The organism is Oceanobacter sp. 5_MG-2023, from assembly GCF_030548165.1.
Lineage (GTDB): Bacteria > Pseudomonadota > Gammaproteobacteria > Pseudomonadales > Oceanobacteraceae > Oceanobacter.
Genome location: NZ_JAUORS010000009.1, coordinates 64,375 through 91,140, shown reverse-complemented (window position 1 = coordinate 91,140; position 26,766 = coordinate 64,375). Strand labels below are relative to the sequence as shown.

At 51.9% G+C, this 26,766-nt stretch carries 28 protein-coding genes and 1 tRNA gene; 11 read left to right on the top strand and 18 right to left on the bottom strand.

Annotated features, from left to right (window positions below; translation table 11 throughout):
• Positions 1-14 precede the first annotated feature (14 nt).
• Together argJ and mutT are read left to right on the top strand one after the other, a co-directional pair.
• Positions 15-1,232, top strand: a complete 1,218-nt coding sequence (gene argJ / locus Q4551_RS08130; protein ID WP_303433031.1) for a bifunctional glutamate N-acetyltransferase/amino-acid acetyltransferase ArgJ — start codon at positions 15-17, stop codon at positions 1,230-1,232.
• Complete coding sequence (gene mutT / locus Q4551_RS08125) at positions 1,232-1,684, top strand: 8-oxo-dGTP diphosphatase MutT (RefSeq protein ID WP_303433030.1); 453 nt, start codon at positions 1,232-1,234, stop codon at positions 1,682-1,684. Before argJ ends, mutT begins: the two co-directional genes overlap by 1 nt.
• An 11-nt stretch (positions 1,685-1,695) precedes the next feature.
• Here mutT and Q4551_RS08120 read toward each other — a convergent pair whose 3' ends face one another.
• Genes Q4551_RS08120 through miaB form a run of 6 tightly spaced genes read right to left on the bottom strand, consistent with a single transcriptional unit; the run spans position 1,696 to position 7,390 of the window.
• Positions 1,696-2,049, bottom strand: coding sequence for a DUF6164 family protein (locus Q4551_RS08120; protein WP_303433029.1), 354 nt, complete (start codon positions 2,047-2,049; stop codon positions 1,696-1,698).
• On the bottom strand, positions 2,049-3,572 hold the full coding sequence (lnt, locus tag Q4551_RS08115; RefSeq protein WP_303433028.1) for an apolipoprotein N-acyltransferase: 1,524 nt from the start codon (positions 3,570-3,572) through the stop codon (positions 2,049-2,051). Before lnt ends, Q4551_RS08120 begins: the two co-directional genes overlap by 1 nt.
• Positions 3,573-3,598: 26 nt before the next feature.
• Positions 3,599-4,420, bottom strand: coding sequence for an HlyC/CorC family transporter (locus Q4551_RS08110; RefSeq protein WP_303433027.1), 822 nt, complete (start codon positions 4,418-4,420; stop codon positions 3,599-3,601).
• Positions 4,417-4,899, bottom strand: coding sequence for an rRNA maturation RNase YbeY (ybeY, locus tag Q4551_RS08105; RefSeq protein WP_303433025.1), 483 nt, complete (start codon positions 4,897-4,899; stop codon positions 4,417-4,419). Before ybeY ends, Q4551_RS08110 begins: the two co-directional genes overlap by 4 nt.
• Positions 4,896-5,993, bottom strand: coding sequence for a PhoH family protein (locus tag Q4551_RS08100; RefSeq protein WP_303433024.1), 1,098 nt, complete (start codon positions 5,991-5,993; stop codon positions 4,896-4,898). The genes ybeY and Q4551_RS08100 overlap by 4 nt, the downstream gene beginning before the upstream one ends.
• 35 nt (positions 5,994-6,028) lie before the next feature.
• Positions 6,029-7,390, bottom strand: coding sequence for a tRNA (N6-isopentenyl adenosine(37)-C2)-methylthiotransferase MiaB (miaB, locus tag Q4551_RS08095; protein ID WP_303433023.1), 1,362 nt, complete (start codon positions 7,388-7,390; stop codon positions 6,029-6,031).
• A 130-nt stretch (positions 7,391-7,520) separates the two neighbouring features.
• Here miaB and Q4551_RS08090 point away from each other — a divergent pair, with 130 nt between their 5' ends.
• Both Q4551_RS08090 and Q4551_RS08085 read left to right on the top strand, forming a co-directional pair.
• Entirely contained in the window at positions 7,521-7,865 is a 345-nt protein-coding gene (locus Q4551_RS08090; RefSeq protein ID WP_303433022.1) for a DUF1820 family protein, read from the top strand.
• Between the two features lie 107 nt (positions 7,866-7,972).
• The gene (locus tag Q4551_RS08085; protein ID WP_303433021.1) at positions 7,973-8,572 is read left to right on the top strand and encodes a hypothetical protein; all 600 of its coding nucleotides are present in this window, start codon (positions 7,973-7,975) and stop codon (positions 8,570-8,572) included.
• Positions 8,573-8,612: 40 nt separating this feature from the next.
• Here Q4551_RS08085 and Q4551_RS08080 read toward each other — a convergent pair whose 3' ends face one another.
• The 10 genes from Q4551_RS08080 to Q4551_RS08035 all read right to left on the bottom strand — a co-directional run bounded on the left by Q4551_RS08080 (position 8,613) and on the right by Q4551_RS08035 (position 16,620).
• Positions 8,613-8,759 (bottom strand): hypothetical protein, encoded by a 147-nt coding sequence (locus Q4551_RS08080; protein WP_303433020.1) that lies wholly within the window; start codon positions 8,757-8,759, stop codon positions 8,613-8,615.
• A gap of 53 nt (positions 8,760-8,812) precedes the next feature.
• Positions 8,813-9,382, bottom strand: coding sequence for a TetR/AcrR family transcriptional regulator (locus tag Q4551_RS08075; RefSeq protein WP_303433019.1), 570 nt, complete (start codon positions 9,380-9,382; stop codon positions 8,813-8,815).
• A gap of 264 nt (positions 9,383-9,646) precedes the next feature.
• Entirely contained in the window at positions 9,647-10,738 is a 1,092-nt protein-coding gene (ychF, locus tag Q4551_RS08070) for a redox-regulated ATPase YchF (RefSeq protein ID WP_303433018.1), read from the bottom strand.
• Between the two features lie 39 nt (positions 10,739-10,777).
• The gene (gene pth, locus Q4551_RS08065; protein ID WP_303433017.1) at positions 10,778-11,365 is read right to left on the bottom strand and encodes an aminoacyl-tRNA hydrolase; all 588 of its coding nucleotides are present in this window, start codon (positions 11,363-11,365) and stop codon (positions 10,778-10,780) included.
• Positions 11,366-11,491: 126 nt separating this feature from the next.
• Positions 11,492-12,115: a 50S ribosomal protein L25/general stress protein Ctc gene (locus Q4551_RS08060; protein ID WP_303433016.1), complete on the bottom strand. Its 624-nt coding sequence runs from the start codon at positions 12,113-12,115 to the stop codon at positions 11,492-11,494.
• A 112-nt stretch (positions 12,116-12,227) separates the two neighbouring features.
• Entirely contained in the window at positions 12,228-13,169 is a 942-nt protein-coding gene (locus Q4551_RS08055) for a ribose-phosphate pyrophosphokinase (protein ID WP_303433015.1), read from the bottom strand.
• Positions 13,170-13,217: 48 nt separating this feature from the next.
• Positions 13,218-13,292 (bottom strand) — tRNA-Gln (locus Q4551_RS08050).
• Between the two features lie 2 nt (positions 13,293-13,294).
• On the bottom strand, positions 13,295-14,170 hold the full coding sequence (ispE, locus tag Q4551_RS08045) for a 4-(cytidine 5'-diphospho)-2-C-methyl-D-erythritol kinase (RefSeq protein ID WP_303433014.1): 876 nt from the start codon (positions 14,168-14,170) through the stop codon (positions 13,295-13,297).
• A complete protein-coding gene (lolB, locus tag Q4551_RS08040) occupies positions 14,163-14,789 on the bottom strand; it encodes a lipoprotein insertase outer membrane protein LolB (protein WP_303433013.1) in 627 nt (208 codons plus the stop codon). The genes ispE and lolB overlap by 8 nt, the downstream gene beginning before the upstream one ends.
• Positions 14,779-16,620 (bottom strand): tetratricopeptide repeat protein, encoded by a 1,842-nt coding sequence (locus Q4551_RS08035; protein ID WP_303433012.1) that lies wholly within the window; start codon positions 16,618-16,620, stop codon positions 14,779-14,781. Before Q4551_RS08035 ends, lolB begins: the two co-directional genes overlap by 11 nt.
• 169 nt (positions 16,621-16,789) lie before the next feature.
• Between Q4551_RS08035 and hemA the strand changes: the two genes are divergently transcribed.
• From hemA to Q4551_RS08010, 5 genes are all read left to right on the top strand, one after another.
• Positions 16,790-18,079, top strand: a complete 1,290-nt coding sequence (hemA, locus tag Q4551_RS08030) for a glutamyl-tRNA reductase (protein ID WP_303433011.1) — start codon at positions 16,790-16,792, stop codon at positions 18,077-18,079.
• A complete protein-coding gene (prfA, locus tag Q4551_RS08025) occupies positions 18,076-19,161 on the top strand; it encodes a peptide chain release factor 1 (protein ID WP_303433010.1) in 1,086 nt (361 codons plus the stop codon). The genes hemA and prfA overlap by 4 nt, the downstream gene beginning before the upstream one ends.
• Positions 19,158-20,027, top strand: coding sequence for a peptide chain release factor N(5)-glutamine methyltransferase (gene prmC / locus Q4551_RS08020; RefSeq protein ID WP_303433009.1), 870 nt, complete (start codon positions 19,158-19,160; stop codon positions 20,025-20,027). Before prfA ends, prmC begins: the two co-directional genes overlap by 4 nt.
• Before the next feature lie 51 nt (positions 20,028-20,078).
• Entirely contained in the window at positions 20,079-20,837 is a 759-nt protein-coding gene (locus Q4551_RS08015) for a molybdopterin-synthase adenylyltransferase MoeB (protein ID WP_303433008.1), read from the top strand.
• Between the two features lie 99 nt (positions 20,838-20,936).
• On the top strand, positions 20,937-21,722 hold the full coding sequence (locus Q4551_RS08010; protein WP_303433007.1) for a DUF2971 domain-containing protein: 786 nt from the start codon (positions 20,937-20,939) through the stop codon (positions 21,720-21,722).
• Positions 21,723-21,822: 100 nt separating this feature from the next.
• Here the strand turns inward: Q4551_RS08010 and Q4551_RS08005 are convergent, their stop codons facing one another.
• Positions 21,823-23,289 carry an anion permease gene (locus tag Q4551_RS08005; protein WP_303433006.1) on the bottom strand — a complete coding sequence of 489 codons (1,467 nt, stop codon included), beginning with the start codon at positions 23,287-23,289 and terminating at the stop codon, positions 21,823-21,825.
• A 254-nt stretch (positions 23,290-23,543) separates the two neighbouring features.
• A complete protein-coding gene (gene yiaY / locus Q4551_RS08000; protein ID WP_303433004.1) occupies positions 23,544-24,695 on the bottom strand; it encodes an L-threonine dehydrogenase in 1,152 nt (383 codons plus the stop codon).
• A 667-nt stretch (positions 24,696-25,362) separates the two neighbouring features.
• Here yiaY and Q4551_RS07995 point away from each other — a divergent pair.
• Entirely contained in the window at positions 25,363-26,022 is a 660-nt protein-coding gene (locus Q4551_RS07995) for a YoaK family protein (protein ID WP_303433003.1), read from the top strand.
• Positions 26,023-26,075: 53 nt separating this feature from the next.
• Positions 26,076-26,735 carry an NADPH-dependent FMN reductase gene (locus Q4551_RS07990; RefSeq protein WP_303433002.1) on the top strand — a complete coding sequence of 220 codons (660 nt, stop codon included), beginning with the start codon at positions 26,076-26,078 and terminating at the stop codon, positions 26,733-26,735.
• Positions 26,736-26,766: the final 31 nt, after the last annotated feature.

Below are 26,766 nucleotides of genomic sequence, written 5' to 3'. Positions count from 1 at the left end.
ACAAGAGAAACAAGATGGCCGTTAATTTTTCTGTATTTGAAGATTTTGCAACTGTTGCCGGTGTGCGGCTGGGGGTTGCCCAGTCTGCCGTGCGTTATCCAAACCGGGACGACATGGTAATTTTTGAGCTGGCGGAAGGCACAGAAGTCGCCGGAGTATTTACCCGAAATGCCTTTTGTGCCGCCCCGGTCGTGGTTGCTCGTGAACATCTGGCGCTGCAGGCGCCACGTTACCTGCTGATCAATACCGGCAATGCCAACGCCGGGACAGGCAAGCAGGGATTTGCCAATGCTCGACGTAGTTGTGAGCTACTGGCGCAGGCAACCGGTGTGGCCAGCAGCCAGGTCTTGCCATTCTCGACCGGCGTGATTGGTGAGCCGCTGAATATGGATGCCTTTGAACGGGGTATTCCACTGGCTCTGGCTCACCTGGGCGACGATCAGTGGGCCCGTGCAGCCCGTGGCATCATGACAACCGACACCTTGCCCAAAGGTTACTCTCACTGTTTTGAGCTGGATGGCCACGAAGTAACGATCACAGGCATCTCCAAGGGTGCTGGTATGATCAAGCCGGATATGGCGACCATGCTGGGTTTTATCGCCACGGATGTTCGCATTGACAAAACCGTGCTGGAACAGTGGTGTGGACGCCTGGCGAATGCCTCGTTCAACCGTATTACCATTGACGGTGATACCTCCACTAACGACAGTTGCCTGTTAATTGCAACGGGTCAGTCGACCCTGACCATTGATGATGCCGATTCGGCAGTGGCTGAAGCCCTGTTTGCCGAACTGAAAATCGCATTCCAGTTGTTGGCTCAGGCCATTGTGCGTGACGGGGAAGGGGCAACCAAGTTTGTCACCGTCGAAGTGGTCGAGGCACAAGCCGCGCAAGAAGCGCTGGATGTGGCCTATACCGTGGCCCATTCACCTCTGGTCAAGACAGCGATGTTTGCCTCCGATGCCAACTGGGGTCGTATTCTGGCCGCTGTTGGTCGTGCCGGTGTAGCAGACATGGAACTGGAAAAAATCCAGATCTGGCTGGATGACGTACAAATCGTGGAAGATGGCGGTCGTTGTGATGGTTATAACGAAGATGCTGGTGCTGCGATTTTCAAACAGCCTGAGTTTACCGTACGTATTGCCCTTGGGCGTGGTGATGTAACCGAGACTATCTGGACGACCGATCTGTCGCATGAATATGTCAGCATCAATGCTGATTACCGTTCCTGATGGTAATTGGCGCTGATACCCAGCCACTTCAACTGGCTGTTGCCGTTGCGGTGATCTGTAATCCGCAACAGCAAATCCTGATCGCAAAACGTCCGGATAACAAACATCAGGGCGGCTATTGGGAATTTCCAGGTGGCAAAATTGAAGCTGGGGAAACAACGACGGCCGCGCTGATACGAGAGTTGGACGAAGAGCTGGGATTGCAGCTGGAGCCTGCCTGCCTGTCGGCACTGATTGAAGTCTGCTTCGATTATCCTGACAAGTCGGTGAGACTGGATGTGTATTGGGTTGCTGTTACGGCGGCTGAAGCGTTACAGGCTCATGGTGCCGAAGGCCAGCCGATTACCTGGGTAACCGCCAGGGAATTGCTTGATTACAATTTTCCGGCGGCGAATCAGCCGATTCTGGAAGCAACACTGCATCGTTTGGCCCAATCAAACCTGGCTGAATAACCGCAAGCCGGTTATTCAAACGCGGTTAAAAATGGCCATACGGTCAGCATGATAATAATAGCTATCGCCACTACTACCAGAAAAAAATCGACGGGACGTTCCTGAAAGCGCTGGCGTAGAGACGCTGGTAGCTGATCCGGATCGCCAGTCTGTTTTTGGGTTAACAGATTGTGCTGTACCTGGTCGATCAGGGACCTGGCTTCGGCATAATCGTCAGCACTCACTAACCAGATAGCCGCTACCGCTATCCCCCAACGACCGGCATGGGTTTCATAATACGGAATATCATGCTGTTCCAGTAAAGTCCGCACGGCATTGGCTTCTTCATCCGGTACGTTATTCAGCTTGAATAATAATCTGGCCATCAGGGTTTGCTCGTTGCAGATGTTGGTCGGACCGTGATGATCAGACCGGCAGCACATATCAGGGATATCAGGCAGAAAGCATATAGAGGAATCAGTCCCCAGTGGGTGTAGGGGGTTTCTCCTGTGCGTAATTCCGCCTTGGCGGTCAGACTGCCCAGGGTACTGGTCTGTAGCTGTTTTACGATACGGCCGTGATGGTTGACCAGCGCGGTGATACCGGTGTTGGTCGAGCGGAGCAAATAGCGTCCGGTTTCCAGTGCGCGCATTTGCGCCAGTCCCATATGCTGTTTTGGCCCGAGAGAGTCACCAAACCAGGCGTCATTACTCACTGTAACCAGCAGGTTGGCATTCTTGGCCATCTCGCCCACCAGTTGGGGGTAGGCGATTTCGTAGCAGATATAAGGGGCTATCAGATACAGCTGGTCATGTGCTTCAAAACGGATCAGCGGCTGCTCGGCAGCACCATGCAGAAAACTCGACATTTCCAGATCAAGAAAGGGAATTAATCCGCGTAGCTGACTTTCAAAAGGGATAAATTCGCCAAAAGGCACCAGTTGTTGCTTGTGATACAGGCCGTCAGCCATACCCGCCGCAACCACGCTATTGTGGTACTCCCCAGCCAGCGGATGATTGGGGGGATAACGGTAGGCAATGCCGGTAATCAAGCCGGAATTATGCAGTTGGGCGTTGTGACTGAGTTCGTCAAGATAGGGTAGAAACTGGTCATAAACCAGTGTCACGGCTGTTTCAGGCCAGACAATCAGGTCGCTGTCCCAGAGTTTTCTGGTTTCCTTGATATACAGGTTGATGGTCGGACTGACCATCTCCGGTTTCCATTTCAGGTTCTGGTTGATATTGCCCTGTACGCTGCTGACCGTTAGTGTGTCGATCGCCGTGGTCCACTGCTGCTGCTGTAACCAGTACCCCGTGGGCCAAAGCAGCAGTACTAACAAGTAACGTAGCCGGGTAGTGCGTAATGTCTGGATCAGGCTGCTGGCGGTCAGTACCAGAATAACGGAAATACCATAGCTGCCGATCACTGGTGCCCAGCCCGCCAGCCAGGTGAACAAGTGAGCATCACCGGCAAATAACCAGGGAAAGCCGGTAAACAGCCAGCTTCGTACCCACTCACTGATAAACCAGAATGTTGGTAATAGCAGCCAGGGTATTACCTGCCGTCCATTACGACGGAACAGGGCATACAGTGCGAAACAGCCAGCCGGTACCAGAGCCAGTACCGCAGCAAAGGCGGCAGCCAGCAAGATGGCCAGTGGCGCAGAGGTGCCTCCAAAGTCATGCATGCTGACATAGACCCAGGAAACACCGCTACCAAATTGGCCAAAGGCATACCACCAACTACGCCCAAAGGCCTGTCGGCAAGAATCCGGTTGCCACAGCATATGGGTAAACAACGCCAGGCTGACCAGGCCCAGCGGCCACCAGTACAGTGGCGCCAGTGCGAGAGGGAAAATGGCACCAGCGGCCAATAACAACAGCCTTGAAATCCAGCGGTGGGAGATCATAGAGACCCTGGTGGAAGTGGTTGGCATCACACAGGGGTGACCTCAAGCAAGTTGATTTGACGGCTGGTGCCGTTAATGACCTTGAAGTGCCAGTTTTCGATATTGATGCTTTCGTTACACTCAGGTACCCGGCCAAAATGATGGATCACGATGCCGCCAATGGTATCGAAGTCATCATCACTGAAGCTGGCTTCAAAATGGTCGTTAAAGTCATCAACCGGAGTCAGTGCCTTGACCATAAAGATCTGGCTTTCGACTTCCTTGATCAGGCTCTCTTCTTCATCGAAGTCGTGTTCATCTTCAATATCACCAACAATCTGTTCCAGCACATCTTCGATGGTGACCAGGCCGGCGACGCTGCCAAATTCATCAACCACGATGGCCATATGGTTACGGGTTGCACGGAATTCCCGCAGCAAAACATTCAGCCGCTTGCTCTCTGGCACAAAGGTGGTTGGACGCAGTATATCCCGCAGGCGAAAATGATCGTGATGATCCGCCAACAGCAGTGGCAACAAATCCTTGGCCAGCATAATGCCGAGGATTTCGTTTTGACCTTCACCGAGTACCGGGAAGCGCGAGTGAGCTGATTCAATAATGCGCGGAATGCAGCCCTTGAGTGACTCGTTGATTTGAATCGAGACCATTTGGGCGCGGGGAATCATGATATCCCTGACCTGCATTTCGGAAACCTGCAGGGCACCTTCAAGAATGTTCAGTGTATCGTTATCGACAATGCTGCGCTCGGCAGCCTCGCGTACAATCACTTTGATGTCCTGACGGCTTTGTGGATCGTCAGAGAACAGGTCAGTCAGCTTTTCCAACCAACTTCGGGGGTCTTCGCTCATGGGGCCTCGTCTTGATAAGGGTCTGGGAAGTTGAGCTGTGCCAGCAGGCAACGCTCCAGTGCTTCCATCTCTTCCGCTTCGTCGTCATTTATATGGTCGTATCCGAGTAAATGCAAGCAGCCATGAATGACCATATGCGCCCAATGGGCCTCGTCGGATTTACCCTGTTCATGAGCTTCTCTGGTGACAATCTGCACACAGATGACCAAATCTCCCAATAACGGGATCGGCACCTGGGGCGGAGCCTCAAAAGGAAAGGACAGGACATTGGTGGGCGAGTCCTTTCCGCGATACTCATGATTCAATTGTTGACTTTCTTCCGCTCCACAAAGACGAATGGTTAACTCTGGCTCGTCATAAGGTGAGCGGTCGGTGAGCGCGGCGGTTACCCATTGCAAAAACTGCGCTTCCGTTGGCAGTTCTGTTGCGCCCGGATCGATCTCATCGGCTAGCTGTAAGTCCAGCAGAGGTGTGGTCATTGTGTGTTGGCCTGCTGTCGTTCCTGGCGGCGGGCTAGTCTGGCCTGCTCCTCTTGTTCGTCGTGACGGTCGTAGGCATCCACAATTCGTTGTACCAGTGGGTGGCGGACGACATCACGATTGTCGAAGCGGGTAATGCCAATGCCTTCAACGCCGTCGAGAACTTCCAGACCATGGCGCAAGCCGGACTGCACGCCACGGGGCAGGTCGGTTTGGGTAAGGTCGCCGGTAATCACCGCTTTGGAGCCAAAGCCGACCCGGGTCAGGAACATTTTCATCTGTTCTCTGGTGGTATTCTGGCTTTCATCCAGAATCACAAAAGAGTGACTGAGGGTACGCCCCCGCATATAGGCCAGTGGCGCTACTTCGATGATATTACGCTCCATCAGTTTGCCGACATGTTCAAAGCCCAGCATCTCGTAGAGAGCGTCGTACAGTGGCCGCAGATACGGGTCAATTTTTTGGGCCAGGTCACCGGGAAGAAAACCCAGTTTTTCACCAGCTTCCACGGCCGGGCGTACCAGCAGGATGCGTTTTACTTCATCTTGTTGCAGGGCTTCTACTGCGGCGGCAACGGCGAGAAAGGTTTTACCGGTACCTGCGGGGCCAATGCCGAAGCTGATGTCGTAGCGGCGTATCTGGTGAATATATTCGCGTTGATGCTTGCCGCGGACTTTGACATAGGTTTGGGGGGTCTTGATAACCAGCGGGCCGTGGAGATCAGGCTGTTCTGGTGACTCTGCAATATCGCTGTCACTGTTACTGTTGTCACTGGCTTCATCATGCTGACTGATTTTATCTTCCGAGAGCAGTAAATGAATCAGGTCGGGTGTGATCGGCGTGCTATTGGCGGTCTCACGGTAAAGCCGTTCAATCAGCCGCGCTGCCCGCTGCCCGGCAATCTGGTCGCCTTCAAAGCGGAACTGACCGCCGCGATTATAGATCACCAGTTGGTAGTGGTCGGCAATCTGGCGAATATGGCTGTCCAGATGGCCACTGAGATTGGCGAGTCGGGAGGCATCTTCCGGCTGCAGCTCCAGAGTCTGGACGGCAGGATCCGCAGTAAGTGCTGGAGCGCTGGGCGTATCGGTCAAAAAAATCTCCTGAAAATAAGCAAAAGCGTACTGGTCTAGTACGCCTGATCAGCATCGATGATGACACCACGCAGACTGTTCGGGTAGGCATCTTCAATCTGCACCCGGACGAATTTACCAATCAGGCTATGGTCTTCATAGCGGAAGTTGACGACACGGTTGTTTTCAGTACGTCCCTGCAGTTCACCGGGGTCTTTGCGGGAGACGCCGGTGACCAGAATGGTCTCTTCCCGGCCAACCATACGACGACTGATCAGCTGGGCATTTTGCAAAATACGGTCCTGCAGAATATGCAGACGTTCTTTCTTGATGCTCTCTGGTGTCTCATCCGGTAACTCAGCCGCCGGTGTACCGGGGCGGGCGCTGTAAATAAAACTGAACGAAGTATCAAAACCAATGGTTTCGATCAGCTTCATGGTGTCTTCAAAGTCTGCCAGTGTTTCACCCGGGAAGCCGATAATAAAGTCGGAGGAAATGGAGATATCCGGACGCAGCTTGCGCAGTCGCTCAATCTTGTCGATGTAGAGGTCAATTTCATGGCCGCGTTTCATCGCCGCAAGAATCCGGTTGGAACCACTTTGTACGGGTAAATGCAGATGGCTGACCAGTTCGGGGACTTCGGCATACACCTGGATCAGGCTATCGCTGAATTCCAGTGGGTGGGACGTGGTGAAACGGATACGGTCAATACCCTCGATATCGGCAACCTGAGTGATCAGTTCGGCAAGGTCGGCTTCGTCGTTGTCGGTGGTTTGGCCACGGTAGGCGTTAACATTCTGACCGAGCAAGTTGACCTCACGTACCCCTTGCGCTGCCAACGATTCGACTTCCTTGAGGACGTCGGCCAGTGGTCGGCTGACTTCTTCGCCGCGGGTATAGGGCACAACACAGAAAGTACAGTACTTGGAGCAGCCTTCCATCACCGAGACAAACGCGCTGCAACCCTCTACCTTGGGAGCCGGCAAGTGATCAAATTTTTCGATCTCAGGGAAGGTAACATCCACGACCTGGATGGCATTGGCCGCCTTGTTGACCATGGATGGCAGGCGGTGCAACGTCTGGGGGCCAAACACCATATCGACAAAGGGAGCACGCTTGATAATGGCATCCCCTTCCTGGCTGGCAACACAACCGCCAACGCCGATTTTCAGGTCGGGATTTTTGGCTTTCAGTTTTTTCCAGCGGCCCAGCTCGTGGAAGACTTTCTCCTGGGCCTTTTCCCGGATGGAACAGGTATTCAGCAGAATAACATCGGCTTCTTCCGGGTTCTGGGTGATTTCCATTTTATGGCTGGACTCCAGCATGTCTGCCATTCGGGATGAATCGTATTCGTTCATTTGGCAACCGTGCGTTTTGATGTAAAGCTTTTTCGGTTGGTCCTGAGTGGCAGATGTCATGGGCAAAACAGCCTTCGGTATCGCGTAAAAAAAGGGGCGGTATTATACTTCGCTCCCTTCTGTTGATGCCAGTATGTATCAGCAGTCCTGATCGAGATTTTCTGTGTATTTGAGGTTGTCTGACGCCTGTATGAATTCGAAAGAAATAGCTGAACCCGTTTACCGTGTTGTTTTTTTACAGCAAGCGGAGGTATTTGAAATTTATGCGCGCTATATCTATCCCAGTGATTTATATGGTTTTGTTGAGATCGAACAATTGCTGTTTGGCGAGCGTTCCCAAGTGGTGGTTGATCCTGGCGAAGAGAGGCTGAAAAACACGTTTGCTGATGTCAAACGCACCTTTATTCCTATGCATGCTGTTATCCGTATTGATGAAGTCAGCAAAGAGGGTACGCCGACCGTGACCAAAACCGATGGTACGACCAATATCAGTGTCTTCCCCGGGCCAGGAGGAGGCCCGGCAGGACGGCGATAACGTCATTGATGACGGTTGGTGGTGATGATTCCGGCACGGCTTGTCAGCTTCGGCAGGCCCTGCTATGTTCAGATGAGATGTTCCTGATGAGTAGGGGAGTGAGTCTCATGAATACAGAAGTGATGCCGTTGTTCTGGCGGATTGCCGAACACGAAAAAAACGGACTGGAAGCCGTTAGTCTGTTAATGCCTGCTCCGGTTAGCGGAGAAGAGCCTGCAGAATTCCCCACTGATGTTTTTTTCTGCTCTTCCAGAGAGCAAAAACCACCGGTTGACTTGCGCTGGTCTGATGAAGATTCTGACCTGTTTATGAGTCTGTTGGATCGCGTGGTGGATGTTGAGGAAAACAACGAAGTCACACTGGATATCAATGACGGTATCGTTCAGGGCATCGTGCAACTGGTAGCCTTGGCACGATTCAAGAAACCAGCCAGTACGGATGATCTGGTCGGTGAGGATTTTAATACCGAGCGGGAAGAAACCGAAATTGGCGATCTTGTGGCGCTGAATACCCGTTACGGTTATATCCTGGCGATTGTGGTCGGATTGGATTCCATCGATACCACCTGCGTCTTGCTGGAGTCTGTGGAGGATGAATCCGGACTGACTCTGGCGGCAGAAAACACCCTGGTTGTGGCTAACCGACTGTCAATCTTATCGAGCCGCTTTGCCGACTCGGATATTGGCCAAGGTGAGGTGCGGCACTGACGTTGATTGGCAGCGACATGTCTCCATCTTATATGATTACTTATTTCGCCAGCGCCAGTCGCTGGCGTTTTTGTTTCAGTATCAAGTGAGTCAGGGTGGAATAAAAACCAGTCCCGGCTTGAGAGTGGTAGCGGAGCTGAGCGGTAACTTCACTGGCCACAGTATTTACAGTGGATTGCTTGTTCATGTGTGATCCTGTCCGAGTAGGTGAAAGAATATTCATTCCGTGTTCGTGTCGTATTAGCAGCGTATGGCATCCCAGCACAGGCAGAGAATCTCGTTTTCATCACAGTTGACACAACTGAACTTCTCAGGTGCCTGCTGTTGTTTTTTGGCCATCATGGAAAGGCTTCCGTACGTCACGGTATTCAGCAGTTCGTTAGGAAGTTCTTTGAATACTCCCTGATGTTTGCCGTCATTCAGTAACTGCCCAATCACCTGCTGGAGTGTTGCCAGGGATTTTTCCCGTTGTTCCGGGCAAATCGTCGGTGACGCCAGCAGTTGATCCATCAGTGCCCGCTGGCAAGGGTTGGCCAGCACGTAGCGATAATAATTTCCCCACAAGGTGAAAAAGCGTTCGCGTAGTGACAGCGAGGGGTCGTAGCCCTCGGTACAGGCGGCGGTCAGCTTTTCAATCAGGTCATCAAACAAGGCACAAACCAGATCCTGCTTGGTCTCGAAATATCGATAGATAGTTCCAGCCCCACACCCGGCAAGGGCGGATATTTTGGACATTGGGCATGCTTGAAGGCCATGTTCAACAATCATTTTTGCCGTTGCTTTAAGGATATCTTCGCGCCTGTCTATCATGATGCTCTATTGCTTGTGACTGAATGTTCATTCTGTTCTTTGAAGAGCCTGTTTGCAATCCAATATTAGGGGAATATTAGGTATTGTTTTGGTTCAATCTGTTGATTATCTGCAACAGTTGTCAGGAAAGGGCAGTGCAGCGGTGAGCAAGGAGGGGGAATCGGTCAAAAGTGATACGAATAGCAGGCAGTCAGGACTACCTGTGCCTGCTATATTGTTGATATATCGGTTGATATTTTGAAGCTGGCCTCGAAAATGGCGTGCTTATACGTTGAAACGGAAATGGATAATATCACCGTCCTTGACGATGTATTCTTTACCTTCCAGACGCCACTTACCGGCTTCTTTGGCACCGGATTCACCCCGATACTGGATAAAGTCGTTGTAACCAATCACTTCCGCCCGAATGAAGCCTCGTTCAAAATCGGTATGGATGGCAGCAGCAGCCCGTGGGGCGGTATCACCGACCTTGATGGTCCAGGCGCGAACTTCTTTTACACCCGCGGTGAAGTAGGTTTGTAATCCGAGTAATTCATAACCGGCGCGAATAACACGGTCCAGGCCTGGTTCTTCCATACCGATTTCGGAAAGGAATTCCATCTTGTCTTCATCATCCAGTTCAGCGATTTCAGACTCGATTTTGTTACATACCACGACCACCTGGGCACCTTCAGCAGCGGCGATATCGCGGACCACATCGAGGTGAGGGTTGTTGTCAAAACCGTCTTCCGCCACGTTGGCAATGTACATGGTGGGTTTGGTGGTCAGCAGGTGGAATGCGCGGGCGACCTTTTTCTCGTCATCACTCATATCCAGCATGCGGGCGGTATGGCCTTCTTCAAAATGAGGCAGCAAGCGTTCGAGCAAGGCTTTTTGTGCGATGGCGTCCTTGTCACCTCCTTTGGCGGTACGGGTGACACGTTGATACTGTTTCTCGCAGGAATCCATATCAGCCAGTACCAGCTCGGTATTGATAATATCGATGTCATCAGCCGGATTAACCTGGTTGGCAACGTGAATCACGTTGTCATCTTCAAAACAGCGGACAACGTGGGCAATGGCATCCGTTTCGCGGATATTGGCAAGAAACTGGTTGCCCAGGCCTTCACCCTTGGATGCACCGGCGACCAGCCCGGCAATATCAACAAATTCCATCGAAGTGGGAACAACGCGTTCCGGTTTGACGATTTCAGATAATTCATCCAGGCGTTTGTCGGGCATGGAAACCACTCCCGAGTTAGGCTCAATGGTGCAGAACGGAAAGTTCTCTGCGTCGATGCCGGCCTTGGTGAGTGCATTGAACAGCGTGGATTTTCCGACGTTGGGCAAGCCAACGATACCGCATTTAAAGCCCATAGATGGTTTCCTGTATCTGATAAAAACGGGGCGGGTATTTTACCCTTTAAACGAGTGAAGTCGATTCATGGCTTTGGCCATTTCGCCATTCAGGGCATCGGGTAGCACTTGAATGGCTTCATCGATTGCAGCCCGAATACTTTTTTCTTCGGCAATGGGGGCGCGACCCAGTACATGACCGGTAACGCGAGATTTATCGCCGGGGTGGCCAATACCAATGCGCAAACGGTGAAAGTCCTTGTTATTGCCAAGCTGACTGATAATGTCGCGCAAGCCATTCTGGCCACCATGGCCACCACCGGTTTTGAAGCGTGCAACACCGGGAGGAAGGTCCAGCTCATCGTGAATAACAAGGATGTTATCTGCTTTGAGTTTGTAAAAATTAGCCAGTGCGGCAGTGGCAAGTCCGCTGCGATTCATAAAGGTGGTGGGCTTGAGTAACCAGCATTCATGGCCATTGATTCGGCCCTTGCCTGCGAGCCCATGAAATTTTTTGTCCGCTGACAGAGTGATACCGTGGCTACGTGCAATAGCGTCCAGGCACCAGAAGCCAGCGTTGTGGCGGGTATGTTCGTATTCGCTGCCCGGATTGCCCAGACCGACGATCAATGAAATTGGTGCAGTCACTTACTTGCCTCATCAACATAATGATTCGAGAACCGCTTGTCAGCTTGCGGCATCATAAATGCTGGTCAATCTGAAAACAAAAAAAGCGAGGATAAACCTCGCTTTTTTTATTACGACCAGACGAAATTATTCAGCAGCGTCTGCTGCTTCGTCTTCGTCGCTTTCTGTGGTGCCTTTAGGTACCAGAACAGACAGTACTGCAGCGTCGTAATCTGCGCCATGGCTCAGAGCCAGAGATTCAACACCTTCTGGCATTACCAGATCGCTCAAGTGAACAACAGTACCGACTTCAACGTCAGCCAGATCTACCTGAATAAATTCTGGCAGGTTTTCAGCTGTTGTGATGATGTCGATGCTGGTGACCTGGTGAGTCACTTTACCACCGCCCATTTTAACGCCAACGCAGGTATCTTCGTTGATGAAGTGCAGAGGGACGTGGGCCTTGATCTTGCTGTCTTTGTTAACGCGCAGAAAATCAGCGTGCCACAGGATGTCTTTGGCAGGATGGCGTTGCAGGTCTTTCAGGACAACCTGTTCAGACTTGCCAGCAATCTCCAGAGTAATGATGCTGTTGTAAAACGCTTCATTCTCCAGTCGTTTGTTGAATTCATTCGACTTGATGGTAATGGTTACAGGCTCTTCTGAACCACCATAAACAATAGCAGGAACGCCATTTTCACGACGCAGGCGGCGGCTCGCACCTTTCCCTGAATCTTCGCGAACAACAGCAGACAATGTGAAGTCTGACATAATAAATACCTCGTTAGCAGATAGAAAAACCGCCAGAACTTGCGACCAGTGCTGGCGGTTTTATTTAACCGGTAACACTGAGTGCTACCGGGTTCAGTGCGTGTTCGTATGGTTAACGGAACATCGCGCTGATGGATTCTTCATTATTAACCCGGCGTACCGCTTCAGCCAGCAGACCAGCAATGGTCAGTTGGCGAATGGAACCGGTGGCGCGAGCGGCTTCAGACAGCGGGATGGTATCGGTAACCACCAACTCATCCAGTTCTGCATTGGCAAGCCGTTCAAGAGCGGGGCCGGATAGTACAGGATGTGTACAGTAGGCGACAACTTTTTCAGCACCAAATTCTTTTAATGCCTTGGCGGCATGGCAAAGAGTGCCGGCGGTATCGACCATATCATCAACCAGTACACAGGTACGGCCTTTGACATCACCGATGATATTCATGACTTCGGCAACGTTGGCTTTCGGGCGACGTTTGTCGATGATGGCGAGGTCGACATCCATCTGTTTGGCGATGGCACGAGCACGGACAACACCGCCGATATCCGGAGAGACAACAATCAGGTTATCGTAATTCTGGCGTTCCAGGTCATCCAGCAATACCGGAGAGGCGTAAACGTTATCGACGGGAACATCAAAGAACCCCTGAATCTGGTCAGCGTGCAGATCAACCGTCAGCATACGGTCAATCCCAGAACCTGCCATCATATCGGCAACGGCACGGGCACTGATTGGTACACGGGCACTGCGTGGGCGACGATCCTGACGGGCGTAACCAAAATAAGGTACAACGGCGGTGATACGTCCGGCAGAAGCACGACGCAAGCCATCGGCCAGCAGCAGGATTTCCATCAGATTATCGTTTGTGGGAGCGCAGGTAGGCTGGATTATAAAAACGTCTTTACCGCGTACGTTTTCATCGATCTCAATGGTGATTTCACCATCACTGAATTTTCCAACGCTGGCTTCACCGAGGGGAATGTCGAGACGTTCGACAACGAGTCGGGCCAGTTCCGGATTGGCATTACCGGTAAATACCATCAACTTAGACACAATAGTCCCCTTTGATGTCACTTTAATCTGAATTGGGAGAAAAAGAGTTGGCTGGGGTGGCAGGACTCGAACCTGCGGATGACGGGATCAAAACCCGTTGCCTTACCACTTGGCGACACCCCAATCTAGGACGGTCTGAATAATATCTTATGTGCTGGTGAGTAGTTAATACCCCGCGCAATAAAGCGTTCATATTCAGCCGGTAACTGCTCAGAAACCTTTGCGGCTTCTGCTTCCGAGTCGAAGCTTGAGAATATGCAAGCTCCGGTTCCCGTCATCTTAGCAAAGGAAAATTTATTTAGCAAATTCAATGCTTTACCAACTTCAGGATAAATCATTGAGACAACTTGCTGGCAATCGTTATTGCCCCCTTGCTCAAGTGCGAGGCGCATATTAATTACAGGAGTGTGTCTTGTCAAACACTTATGTGAAAAAACTTTTCCCGTGTTTACATGGACATCGGGCCGAACCACCAGAAACCACTTTTCTTCCAGCTCGGGTACCGGCGTTAGCTGTTCACCGACACCCTCAGCAAAGGCCGCCTGGCCCTGTACAAAAACCGGCACATCAGCTCCAAGGGTAAGACCCAGGGCAGCGAGCTGGTCGAGCGATTGATGGCACTGCCATAATTGATTCAGAGTGAGCAGTGTCGTGGCGGCATCGGAACTGCCACCACCAAGGCCACCTCCCATTGGCAAGCGCTTGGTCAAACGAATATCAGCCCCGGGCACAGTCCGGCCTTGTGTTTTGGCAAGATTCTGTAACAACCGCGCAGCACGAATAATCAGGTTGGATTCATGCTCAACACCATCAATGGCTGGTGTGAGTGTCAGCTGGTCATCCTCTCGGCACCGAAACTCCAGCCAGTCGCTGTAATCGAGAAACTGAAACAGGGTTTGCAGGTTATGGTAACCGTCGGGTCGCCGACCGGTAATATGCAGCATCAGATTGAGTTTGGCGGGTGCCGGTACTCTGACCCAGGGGTTGGCAGTATCAGTCATACAATGTCCATTCGTTAATCGCCAGAGTCAGAGAGTAATGGTAACCCTGGATCTTGATCAGTCCGGGCAGCCAGATGCCCTGTTGCTGTTGGTAGCGGCTAAAGCGCAAGGTCCAGCCGTTTTGCTGTAGATGACTGAGCAAACCATAATCATCAAACTGACTGGTGGCATCGCCATCCGGTGCCGGTTGCCCCTTGACCCAGTAACGAATACCACTCACCGGCAAGTACCAGCCAAGGTGATCCGCCATCAAGCTTTCTGCGTTGGCTGCGGTCAGGGGCTGGTCATGGTTTGGCAAGGTCAAGGTCGCGTTATGCTGATTACCCTCCAGGCGGGATGACCCCTGACCCATGGGGCCGGTAATAAACAGATCGTACTGCTGCTGGTCTTGTTGCCAGGTGAGGTAGCCGGTCACGCTGTCATTCTGTGTTGTGACCGATAATTTACCGCGCAGCTGCCAGTGTTGCAGTTGATCCAGCTGACGTTGTTGTAACTGCTGGTCACCGGGCAAGAGCGAACAGGAAGAGAGGGCGCTGACGAACAGCAGGAGCAGCGGCACTACCCATCGGGAGCGGACGTGTGGCGCAGCGTGCGCCATCGAGATCGGATTACTGATCATTCAGATCGACCTTCAGACGCTGCAGCGTGTTCTCGATAATGGTGCTGTCAGGCTGATCTTGCAGTCCGGACTGCCAGACGGCCTTGGCCTGTTGTTGCGCCCCGGTGATCCAGAGCAGTTCGCCGTAATGAGCGGCGATTTCATGATCGGCAATGATAGTAAAGGCTTGCTGTAGCAAGGGTTCGGCTTTCTGGTAGTCACCCAGTTTAAAGTAGGCCCAGCCCAGGCTGTCGATAATGGCTGGACTGTTGGGACGTAATGCCAGCGCCCGTTGCAGCAGCGGCAAGCCGTCCTCAATACGATGCAAGCGGTCGACCAGAGTATAGCCGAGGGCATTGAGGGCATCGGCGTTGTCGGGTTGCAGCTCAATAACCCGCCTCAGGTCCTGTTCCATGAGTGGCAGGTTATTCATGCGTTCGGCGACCAATGCCCGGTAGTAGATAACCTTGGCATCATTGGGGTTGTCATTAATAAGCCGGGTATAACGATCCATTGACTCCTGATACTGGCCATAGTCGGTCAGCAGGCTGGCTTCCAGTATGGTCAGTTCTGTGTGTCTTTTGGGGAAGCTCTGGCGCAAGGTTGTCAGGTAAGCAACGGCGCTCTGGATACCTTGTTGCTCGGCGATCAGTGCCGCGGCATTAAGGTGGGCGGGCATAAACTCTCGGCTGTCTTTAACCTGGATATAATACTCAAGCGCCTGATCCGGTTGATTAAGCCGCTCTGACAGTTGTCCGAGATAAAACAGTGCCTGATTCTGATGCGCGCCACTCTCCAGCAGACTGACCAGATGCAGGTAAGAGGACTGATCTTCTCCCATATCAAATTCAATCAGCCCCAGTGACAGCAACACGGTATGGTCGCCAGGGTATTGCTGGTGCAAGTCACTGAAAGCCTGTCGGGCGAGCAGGATCTGGTCGGTATTCAGCAAGAGCCGGGCACGCAGCACTTGCATACCTTTATGGTCAGGGTGTTGTTGCAGGACTTGCTCGACCCAGGCCAGAGCAGCAAGTTTGTCACTTCTTGCTGCCAGCATTCGCGCCTTGAAGACCGATGCCGGCAGATTTGCGCTATCCAGTACCAATGCCTGGTTGAAATGCTCAAGGGCGCTGGTATCGTTGCCGGTACCTTGTTCCAGAATTCCCACCGCAGTCCAGAGCGACGGATTATCAAGATCTTTCTGCAGTGCTTGTGACAGAGCATCAAGTAATGGCCTGCGATCACTTTCTGCACCGAGAGACGCAGTAGAAGCCAGTAATTCGTAATGACTGTCACCGGTGAGCGCCTGCAATTTTTGTAAATGTCCCAGCGCATCAACAAACTGCCGTTGTGCCATATACAACTGCGCCAGTTGCCAATGGACCTCGGCGTTGTCAGGATCGGCAGCAAGCCAGATATTGGCGGCCTGGATCGCTTGCGGATACGCTCCCATATATTGGGAGACCTGGGTAGCTCGGGCAGCAATTTGTGGATTGCCGGTGCGCTTGGCGGAAGCAAGATAACCGTCACGAGCACGTTCGAACTGCTGACGCTGTCCGGCAAACTCGGCGGTGAGCAGTTCGACCAGTTCTGTCTGGCTGAAATTGGCCACTCTTTCGTCTTCGACTTCGTCAGCAGCAACAGCGGTTTCTTCTGGCTCGATCGATTGTGTGACTGCCGGAGTACTGGCAAGAGGCTCATCAGGCTGCATTTGTTGGCTGGCACAGCCCGGCAACAGGATGCCGAATGCCAGGGTTGTGAGGAGCCAATGAGAGAGAGAGGCACCTTTACTACCGGCTGAATGCAGTAAAGATGTCGCGTTCGGAGCGGCTGTCAACGATGTTGTGAACACTCTGTTTCTTCCGGAACGAGGGCCTTCAGGAGTCGATAACACCTGAATTGCCAGAAAATTTTGTGTCTATTTAGGGTTAGATGACACACTAAGTCAAAGATTTAAGCGGTAAAGCCAAGCGCTGGCGTTTATAATCCGCGCTTTTCGATCAGGGGTAGCACACAGCGTAATGGGTATCTGGGTTCTGGGAATTAACCATAAGACCGCACCGGTGTCCGTGCGTGAACGCGTTGCATTTAATCCCGCTACCATGCCCGCCGCTCTGGTCGACATTTGCCAGGACAAGGCGGCTGCCGAGGTTGTCATTCTTTCAACCTGCAACCGTACTGAGATCTACGGATCGTCTGCAGAGTTCCGTTGGACACACGTTAGAGACTGGCTTGCCGGGCATCATGGGCTGGATGCACGAGAATTGGATAACGCACTTTACTGTCTCGAAGGCGAAGAAGCGGTACAACACACCATGCGAGTCGCCAGTGGGCTGGACTCATTGGTACTGGGTGAGCCACAAATCCTCGGGCAAATGAAGTCCGCTTTCGCCGTAGCGCAGGAAGCGAGCAGCGTCGGGTCCGAATTGGGACGGCTGTTTCGCCAGACATTCTCGATTGCCAAACGCGTCCGCACCGATACCGCCATTGGCGAGAACCCGGTCTCGGTGGCCTTTGCTGCCGTACGGATGGCACAGCATATTTTTGCCGACCTGGGTCGCAGCACCGCGCTGTTGATTGGTGCCGGGGAAACCATCGAACTGGTGGCCCGGCATTTACGCCAGGCGGGTATTGAAAAAATCATTGTCGCCAACCGTACCCTGGCACGGGCGCAACATCTGGCCGAAGAATTTCACGCCGAAGCGGTGCTGCTGGAAGATATTCCGGAAGTACTGACCGAAGCCGATATCGTGATCACCTCTACCGCCAGCCCGCTCCCGGTATTGGGTAAAGGCGCGGTTGAAAAAGCCCTTAAAAAACGCCGCCACAAGCCCATGTTCATGGTTGATATTGCCGTTCCCCGTGATATTGAGGCCGAAGTCGCCGACCTGAGCGATGTCTATTTGTACACCGTCGATGATCTGCGCAATATCATTGAAGAAAATGTCCGCTCGCGTGAAGACGCCGCGCAACAAGCCGAAGAGCTGATTCTGGCGGGCGTTGAACACTTTATGCGCGAGCTGAAAGTGCTCGATGCCGTTCATACCGTGACGGACCTGCGCTCTCATGTCGACACACTGCGTGAAGAACAGCTGATCAAAGCGATCAAACAACTGCAGAACGGTGCCGAACCCGAAAAAGTCCTGCGCCAGTTTGCCCATACTTTTAGCAATAAACTGCTTCATGCACCGACGATTGCCCTGCGTAAAGCAGCCGCCGACGGTCGCATGGATGTCTTCGACAGTACCCGTGAGCTGTTCCAGCTCAGTGATGCCGCCGATGCCGCCAGCAACAGCGATGATAGAACATGAAAGCCTCCCTTTTGCACAAACTGGAATCGCTCTCCGAGCGTTACGAAGAAATCGGACACTTGCTCTCCGACCCGGAAGTGATTAACGATCAGAACAAGTTCCGCCAACTATCACGAGAATACAGCGAGCTGGAAAGCCTGGCCCAGACCTTTGGCCGCTACCAGCAAGCACAAGCTGACCTGGATGAAGCTGATCTGCTGGCCAATGACAGCGACCCCGACATGCGCGCCATGGGCGAAGAAGAACAGCACGCCGCCAAGGCACAGCTGGAAGCCTTGAGCGGCGAGCTGGAAATCCTGCTATTACCAAAAGACCCGGACGATGGCCGCAACGTGATTGTCGAAATCCGGGCCGGCACAGGTGGCGACGAAGCGGCAATTTTTGCCGGTGACCTGTATCGCATGTACACCCGTTTTGCCGAAACCCAGGGCTGGCGCACCGAACTGATGAGCGCCAGCGAAGGTGAACACGGCGGCTTCAAGGAAGTGATCACGCGCATTGCCGGGACGGATGTTTACTCGCGGCTGAAATTTGAATCCGGTGCCCACCGGGTGCAGCGCGTACCAGAAACCGAAAGCCAGGGGCGTATTCATACCTCGGCCTGTACCGTTGCAGTGATGCCAGAAGTCGACAGTGAAGAAGAAATCGATATCAACAAGAATGATCTCCGTATCGATACCTTTCGTGCCTCCGGTGCCGGTGGTCAGCACATCAACAAAACCGACTCCGCTATTCGCGTAACGCATTTGCCGACAGGTCTGGTTGTCGAATGCCAGGACGAACGCTCGCAGCATAAAAACCGCGCCAAGGCACTGGCCGTTCTGGCGACTCGCTTGCGTGATGCCCAGCGGCAGGCAGCTCATGCCGAACTGGCTGCCACCCGCAAAAGCCTGGTGGGATCGGGGGACCGTTCTGAGCGAATCCGCACCTATAACTATCCGCAAGGGCGAGTCACCGACCACCGCATAAACCTCACCCTGTACAAGCTCGACGAGATTGTACAGGGAGACCTCAACCCGATTCTCGGGCCGTTGGCGCAGGAACATCAGGCTAACCTGCTGGCGGATATGTCCGGCCAATGAGTCAGACCATCGACGCCTGGCTGGCAGCTGCACGACAGCGGCTGGAAGCAAGCTGTCATGCCCATGACCCGCAAGACAGCAGCGCCCGGCTGGATGCCGAATTACTGGTTGGCCATGTACTGCAAAAGCCTCGTACCTGGCTTTATACCTGGGGTGACAAAACCCTGGCGGCGGCCGCGCGCGCGCAACTCGAACCGCTGTTAGTACGTCGCTGTGAAGGAGAACCGATAGCCCATATTCTGGGTCAGCGCGCGTTCTGGTCACTCGATCTGGAAGTGAATGCCAGCACTCTGATTCCCCGTCCCGATACCGAAACCCTGGTGGAATGGGCATTGGAATTACCCTTGCTGGCCACCGCGCGGGTGTTGGACCTTGGTACCGGCACCGGTGCTATTGCCCTGGCGCTAGCCAGCGAACAGCCGAGCTGGCAGGTATCCGGGGTCGATGTGTGTTTGCCCGCCGTTGAACTGGCACAGCGTAATGCCCGGCGTAACCAGATCAAGGCCACCTTCTTGCACAGCCACTGGTTTGACGCCCTGAGAGGGCAATTTGACCTTATCGTCTCCAATCCGCCTTATATCGACTCCGATGATCCGCATCTGGTGCAAGGAGATGTGGCCTTCGAGCCGCGCAGTGCCCTGGTTGCGGAACAACAAGGCATGGCAGACCTGAAATATATCATCAGCCAGGCACCGGCTTTTCTTAACGCCGACGGCTGGCTGTTGCTGGAACATGGCTATCAACAGGCAGAAGCAGTTGCCGCCTGTTTGGCGCAACAGGGCTTTGTCGATATCGATACCCGGCATGATCTGGGCGGCCAGCCACGCATTACTGGCGGACGCTGGCCTCAAATCCGGTTGGCCTGAGGTGTTGGCCTGATGCGTATGACCCAAGCCATCCTGTCGAAGGAATAGAAAATGGACACTCTCTCAGATCAACAACTACTGCGTTACAGCCGTCATCTTTTGCTGCCAGAGCTGGACCTCGATGGCCAACTGGCACTGTTACGCGCCCGGGTAATGATCATCGGATTGGGTGGATTGGGCTCTCCGGTTGCACTGTATCTGGCCGCCAGCGGTGTGGGCGAGTTGATCCTGGTCGATGACGATCAGGTGGAATTGTCCAACCTACAGCGCCAGATTATCCACGGCGATGCCGACCTCGGGCGCGCCAAAGTCGATTCCGCCGCGACCAACCTGCGAGCACTCAACCCGGACTGCCAGGTAACAGCCATTCAGCGTCGAGCCGATCAAACCTGGTTGCAACAGCAACTGGATAGCGTCGATGTGGTGCTGGATTGCACCGATAATGCCGATATTCGTTACCAGCTGAATCAGGCCTGCCTGACAACCTTGACGCCATGGTTATCGGCTGCCGCTACGGGCACACAAGGCCAATGGATCTGGTTTGACCCAAGAGACAGCAACAGCCCGTGTTACCGCTGTCTCTACCCGGACCTGAGCAGTGATGGACTCAGTTGCGCCGACAGTGGCGTGCTGGCCCCTCTGGTTGGGGTTATCGGTTCATTACAGGCATTGGAAGCGCTGAAATTTATTGCCCGGATCGGCGACACCCGCCCAGGTCGACTGAAGACATTCGATGCCCTGACAGGGGATCAGCGTTGTTGGGAATTACCCGGCAACCCGCATTGCCCGGATTGTGGTCAGCCAGAGTAGTTGTTTACTATTTGTGACCAGAGCAGCAAAGTGTGGCAGAAGACCGATTCGTTTCCACGTTAGCTCTCAAAAGGCGCTTCCATGATATTATATAAGTACATGTCCTTTGAAACTGCATGTAAGGTCATTGATACTCTATCATTAGGCTTTTCATGCCTCGAAGATTTGAATGATCCATTTGAATGTACCGCTTTTGGTTTTACGAATAATGGGACGGAGATAAATTCTTATTTAACTACAGTGGCAGCGGCGTGCAGGAACAGATTTTCCAGAAAATACGGAATCTTGTCTTTAACCAGGCAGCCGCTAAATAGTTTGATGTGGTCACACTATGGAGATGAACATCAAGGTGTTGTCATAGGAATTGATGTTGATATTGCTGGCTTTTCTTGTGTCGAAAAATGCGTTATTCCTAGTCAATATGGCGAAGTGATTTACTCTGCAACCAAACCACATAAAGACTTGCCAGTTATTAGTGCAGATACTCTCATGGAAATTGGGCAAGAATTGAGATTTGATCCAGATGCATTTAATCTTGTGAAAAGGGCATTCTTATACAAGTCAATCGAATGGGGTTACGAAGAGGAAGTAAGAGTGGTTAAAAAAATATCAGGAATTCCTTTGGGTTATCATATCGGACAAGGTCGTCACGATGAGTGGAATAAAATAACTATTTCTGGTAGGCCTCTATATTGTTTTGATATACCAGAAAACTCAATAAAAGAAATATATTTGGGGCACCATATTCGTAAGAATGTAACAAAGAAAAATTTATTGACTGGAGAAGAACTCAAGGGTTTATTAAATTCTTGGAGGGAAAAAGGTATCAAGGTCATGCGATGTAATCCTGATTTGCATTCATGGAATCTGATTGCTAAACCGTAATCCAGCTAAAAAGGGGAGCAACCTCCCCCTGTAATTATTAGGCTTCTAGCCGGGCACCAAATACATTCCGCCAATCTTTTAGTAACCGCTTACTTCGTGATCACCAGTACCCTAATATACCCCACCAAATCGCCCCAACCAACGTCCAGATAATCAGGTTTACCACGCTCATTACCAGGCCCATGATCCACCAGTCCTCCATGGAGACGTAGCCAGAGCCAAAGATAATTGGTGAGGTTCCGGTGGCATAATGGGTGAGGGACATCATCAGGGAAGAGGCGCCAGCCATCAGCAAGGCAAGGAACATGGGGGGTGCTCCCAGCGCCAGCCCAGCAGCATAAAATGCGGCAAACATGGCGGTAATATGCGCGGTGGTGCTGGCAAAAAAGTAGTGGGCGTAAAAATACACTGCCACCAGAATCAGCACCGATAATTGCCAGTTAAAACCAAAGTCGGCGATATGGCTCTCAACCTGGTGGGAAAACCAGCCAACCAGCCCCAGTTTATTCAGGAAGGTTGCCATCATAACCAGTGCTGAGAACCAGACGACGGTGTCCCAGGCGGATTTTTCTTTCAGTATATCGTCCCACTTCAATACGCCAGACACCAGCAAGACTGATAACCCGAGAAAAGCCACGGCGGTGGTATTAACGGCAAAGGCATCGCCAAACAGGATGGCAGGCAACCCGGCCCACAAAATCAATAACAGGGCAAAAACACCAACCATGATTTTTTCGTCAAAATGCATGGTCCCCATATCATCCAGCTGCTGATGGGCAAAACGGCGGGCGTCGGGTGTTTGGGTAATTTCTGGTGGGTAAATCCAATAGATAATCAGCGGCATCAGCAGAATACATACCAGCCCGGGCAATAATGCGGCCAGAGCCCAGGTTGCCCAGCTGATACTGATCGCCATGCCGGTAGCATCGGCGACGAGTTTGACAACCAGCGGGTTCGGAGCCGTGGCGGTAATAAACATGGCAGAGGTAATAGGGTTGCTGTGGTAATTCACCAGTGCCAGGTAATGGCCTATTTTCCGTTGTGTTCCTTGCTCCGGGCAAGAGCCAAAACTGCCGGCAATGGATTTCATAATGGGGTGAATAATGCCACCACCACGGGCGGTATTGCTGGGGGTGACGGGGGCCAGCACCAGTTCGGATAACGCCAGGGCATAACCGACTCCGAGGGTTTTACTGCCAAATAAAGCAATAAAATGATAGCCAATCCGATTGCCAAGACCGGTTTTAACCAAGCCTCGGGAAATCATGATGGCGATACCAATCAGCCAGATCAATGAGTTGGAAAAACCACTGAGAGCGTCTGCAATGGCTCCTTTGGGGCTGTCGTTGGTGACGCCGGTGATAGCAACCAGGGTGATGGCCAGCATGGCGATGGCACCAATGGGCATCACCTTACCGATAATGGCAGCAATGGTACCCACAAAAAGCGCCAATAAATGCCAGGCTGAAGGCGAAACGCCTTCAGGCACAGGAATAACAAACCAGATCAGTAAAATAATGATGAGGCTGACCGTGGCCGGAATGATTTTAATGCCTCCAGCTTGCATATTCAGATCCTTATTCAGTGGACAAAGGGGTGTGAGTTAATGCGTTATAAATAATGCTTCTGGATTGATGTTACCTATAATAACAGGCTGTGCTTCGATAATGTTTATAGCAGTTTATGCTTGCCTGCTATTGGTTGGCCTGAGTCATTATGGCTCAATGATGTTGTTATGGTCAGCCCGATTATTCACCCAAGTATCGATGAATAATCAGGCTGGGTAATCATCCATTATTGAGCTTAATGATTACCTCTGTTTTACATGGCTTCTTTAAAGATTTGCGCCACTTCTTCAAATGTTGGCTGGATCGGGTTGGTGATACCACAGGCATCTTTCATGGCATTTTCAACCAGCGTCGGGATATCTTCTTCCTTGGCTCCCAACTGGGCAACACCCGCTGGAATATTGACATCCGCAGACAGGGTGCGAATTGCGGCGATGCAGTCTTGGGCGGCATCTTCAGCGGATTTACCCAGTACATCACAACCCATTGCGGCGGCTATATCAGCCAGTCGTGGTGACGCGACCTTGGCGTTAAATGCCTGTACATGTGGCAACAGAATGGCATTACACACGCCATGAGGAAGGTCATAAAAACCGCCCAGTTGGTGAGCCATCGCGTGTACATAACCCAGAGAGGCGTTATTAAAAGCCATGCCTGCCAGAAACTCGGCGTAAGCCATTTGCTCGCGGGCTTCTGCGTTGCTGCCATCGGTGACAGCAGTGCGCAGGTTGTCGCTGATCAGGCGAATGGCCTGAAGGGCGCAGGCGTCGGTAATCGGAGTGGCTGCGGTTGATACATAGGCTTCGACGGCGTGAGTCAGTGCGTCCATACCGGTGGCGGCGGTCAGTGAAGGTGGCATACCCAACATCAGATCGGAATCATTGACGGAAAGCAGCGGCGTGGTGTGCTTGTCGACGATGGCCATTTTTACATGGCGAGTATCGTCAGTAATGATACAGAAGCGGGTCATTTCACTGGCGGTGCCTGCGGTGGTGTTAATGGCAACCAGCGGCAACTGCGGTTTAGCGGACTGATCCAGACCTTCGTAGTCGGCAATATCACCACCATTGGTGGCTACCAGAGCGATACCTTTGGCGCAGTCATGAGGTGAACCGCCACCCAGGGAAATCACAAAATCACAGTTGTTTTCTTTCAGGATGGCCAGGCCGTGCTCGACATTGGTGACGTTGGGGTTTGGTTTGACTTCGTCGTAAACCACCGAGGTGACATTGTGCGAGGCCAATAACTCAGCAACCTGACCCACAACACCGAGTTTGACCAGCGGTGCATCGGTAACAATCAGTGCTTTTTTCCAGCCGTAGGATTCAATGGCTGTCGCCGCTTCTTTCAGGCAACCGCTGCCCATCAGGTTGACACTAGGAATATAAAAAGTAGTAGCAGGCATAATGCAATCCTCAAAGAATTTTAATGGCAAGTAAACTGTAGACCTCTATTTGTTAGGAGTACTTGATATAACGCAAGTATCGATTGATCCGCAGGGCATGAATATGATTTTCAGAATATTTGAAAACAGAACAGTATGTCGCTGAATTATTCATTATAAATCATTGAAAAAATATATATTATATTGCTGACTGTATAAGTGATAAACATTTTCATGTTGGGCTTGGAATAGCCTGCTGGCGTCGAAGAGAACAGCACGGGGCACGTCACTGAGTACGGCACAGCACAGTCACGGCACAGTCACGAGAGTATGGCGAGCCCGGTGCTGGCTCGCAGCGGCTGTTTGAGTCATGACCCCATGCTTCGCCCTGGTCCACCGACAGGGCCAAAGGGAAGGCTGGCCGCTGTCATCCTGTCCCGGGTCGTGCTGTTACCCCTGCTGTGGTGTTCTACTATCGTCTGAAAATTGAGCAAATAATCATCAAATGAAAGCCTTACTCTGGCCAGAGATAACAAATCTCGCTAGAGTATGAGGCGTTGAATGAATATTTCTTTGTTTCTGCAAGGCTGGGAAATATCACATGGAATTGGATTTTGGTTTGTTGTTTTTATGACTAGGTATCGTTCACCTTGGTGGTGGACTCTAGCGGTATAGGAGTACCCTGGGATTGATTTCACAATTGCCCAAATGGGTTGAAACCGGCGCTTTTGTATTGGCATTGATCGCCGGTGTTGTTAACGCAGTCGGTTTATTAGGATTCGAACATCAGTCAGTTTCTCATTTGTCGGGTATTGCTACATTGCTGGGTACCAGCCTGATTACAGATTCTTTAAGAAATGTTCTTCATATTTCCGGTCTTATGCTGGCCTTTTTGATGGGATCGGCAATATCCGGCTTTATGCTGCATGGTGTTGCCCTGAAACTGGGGCGACATTACGATACCCTGCTGATACTGGAAGCGGTTTTATTGACAATGGCTTTTTTGCTATTATCCAAAGAGTTTTTTTATGGGCATTATCTGGCATCTGCTGCCTGTGGTTTACAAAATGCCATGGCTACTACCTATAGTGGGGCAATTATCCGAACAACACATGTTACCGGTATCTTTACCGATCTTGGAATCATGATCGGTGCGTTTCTTCGTGGCGAAGAGCTCGATATCAGGAAATTAAAACTGTTTACTCTTATTATTGCCGGGTTTATATCCGGTGGTGTTATCGGTGTTTTACTCTATAGTGAATACTATTTTATGACCCTGCTGTTTCCGGCGGCTGTCTGTATGGTTATGGCGTTGATCTATCGAATTTACACCAGAACCCATAAATAACCGGTATGTGTTTGTTTGGGCAGCTGTATATAGTCAACTGATGGATGCTGTGTATGAAATTACTGATTTTTCTGGGCACTGTGCGCGACAGTACCCCGCCACGACCAGCTCGATTGGGTGAGCGGGTGGCAAAAGCCTGCCTGACATGTCTTGAACAGCGTTATAAAGAGCACGACATCGAATTGATTGATGCTTTGGATTATCCGCTCGAAACGGTTTTCAAACCGCATTTTGCGTATGCTGAAGGCCGGGCACCTGCTGCGCTGAATCGGTTGGCAGAGAAAATTGCCTCCGCCGATGGCTTTATTATGGTCAGCCCGGAATATAACCATTCGATGAGTCCTGCACTGGCCAATTTGCTGAATCATTTTGGCAGTTCACTATTTTCCTACAAGCCCAGCGCTATCGTGACTTACTCGGCAGGTCAGTGGGGTGGTATGCGAGCTGCGGTAGGAATGCGTACGTTTTTGGCGGAATTGGGCTGCTTGTCTGTGTCTGCCATGATTCATGTACCCAAGGCCCAGGCTGTGTTTGCTGCTGATGGTTCGATGCAAGCCGGGGAAGAGCAGGGGGCCTGGTTTGGTTATTTTGATCGGGCTTTCAGTCAACTGGTCTGGTGGGCGCAAGCTACCGCTACTCACCGGAGTGAGGTGAATCCACACACCTTGCTGCAAGATTTCAAAACCGACCCGTCTGAGCGTAACGCACCTTAGCCGGTCACTCTCTGATCCAGAATTGATTGGG

Bases quoted from the DNA above. Each gene is read 5' to 3' on its own strand.
- ispE (WP_303433014.1), bottom strand. From the start codon at position 14,170: ATGACTGATACTGCCAACCCCTGGGTCAGAGTACCGGCACCCGCCAAA.
- prmC (WP_303433009.1), top strand. From the start codon at position 19,158: ATGAGTCAGACCATCGACGCCTGGCTGGCAGCTGCACGACAGCGGCTG.
- Q4551_RS08080 (WP_303433020.1), bottom strand. From the start codon at position 8,759: ATGAACAAGCAATCCACTGTAAATACTGTGGCCAGTGAAGTTACCGCT.
- Q4551_RS08005 (WP_303433006.1), bottom strand. From the start codon at position 23,289: ATGCAAGCTGGAGGCATTAAAATCATTCCGGCCACGGTCAGCCTCATC.
- lolB (WP_303433013.1), bottom strand. From the start codon at position 14,789: ATGATCAGTAATCCGATCTCGATGGCGCACGCTGCGCCACACGTCCGC.
- Q4551_RS08085 (WP_303433021.1), top strand. From the start codon at position 7,973: ATGAATACAGAAGTGATGCCGTTGTTCTGGCGGATTGCCGAACACGAA.
- Q4551_RS08110 (WP_303433027.1), bottom strand. From the start codon at position 4,420: ATGAGCGAAGACCCCCGAAGTTGGTTGGAAAAGCTGACTGACCTGTTC.
- Q4551_RS08010 (WP_303433007.1), top strand. From the start codon at position 20,937: ATGTCCTTTGAAACTGCATGTAAGGTCATTGATACTCTATCATTAGGC.
- argJ (WP_303433031.1), top strand. From the start codon at position 15: ATGGCCGTTAATTTTTCTGTATTTGAAGATTTTGCAACTGTTGCCGGT.
- Q4551_RS08120 (WP_303433029.1), bottom strand. From the start codon at position 2,049: ATGGCCAGATTATTATTCAAGCTGAATAACGTACCGGATGAAGAAGCC.
- Q4551_RS08075 (WP_303433019.1), bottom strand. From the start codon at position 9,382: ATGATAGACAGGCGCGAAGATATCCTTAAAGCAACGGCAAAAATGATT.
- Q4551_RS07990 (WP_303433002.1), top strand. From the start codon at position 26,076: ATGAAATTACTGATTTTTCTGGGCACTGTGCGCGACAGTACCCCGCCA.
- Q4551_RS08015 (WP_303433008.1), top strand. From the start codon at position 20,079: ATGGACACTCTCTCAGATCAACAACTACTGCGTTACAGCCGTCATCTT.
- Q4551_RS08060 (WP_303433016.1), bottom strand. From the start codon at position 12,115: ATGTCAGACTTCACATTGTCTGCTGTTGTTCGCGAAGATTCAGGGAAA.
- lnt (WP_303433028.1), bottom strand. From the start codon at position 3,572: ATGATCTCCCACCGCTGGATTTCAAGGCTGTTGTTATTGGCCGCTGGT.
- mutT (WP_303433030.1), top strand. From the start codon at position 1,232: ATGGTAATTGGCGCTGATACCCAGCCACTTCAACTGGCTGTTGCCGTT.
- yiaY (WP_303433004.1), bottom strand. From the start codon at position 24,695: ATGCCTGCTACTACTTTTTATATTCCTAGTGTCAACCTGATGGGCAGC.
- ybeY (WP_303433025.1), bottom strand. From the start codon at position 4,899: ATGACCACACCTCTGCTGGACTTACAGCTAGCCGATGAGATCGATCCG.
- hemA (WP_303433011.1), top strand. From the start codon at position 16,790: ATGGGTATCTGGGTTCTGGGAATTAACCATAAGACCGCACCGGTGTCC.
- Q4551_RS08090 (WP_303433022.1), top strand. From the start codon at position 7,521: ATGAATTCGAAAGAAATAGCTGAACCCGTTTACCGTGTTGTTTTTTTA.
- prfA (WP_303433010.1), top strand. From the start codon at position 18,076: ATGAAAGCCTCCCTTTTGCACAAACTGGAATCGCTCTCCGAGCGTTAC.
- ychF (WP_303433018.1), bottom strand. From the start codon at position 10,738: ATGGGCTTTAAATGCGGTATCGTTGGCTTGCCCAACGTCGGAAAATCC.
- miaB (WP_303433023.1), bottom strand. From the start codon at position 7,390: ATGACATCTGCCACTCAGGACCAACCGAAAAAGCTTTACATCAAAACG.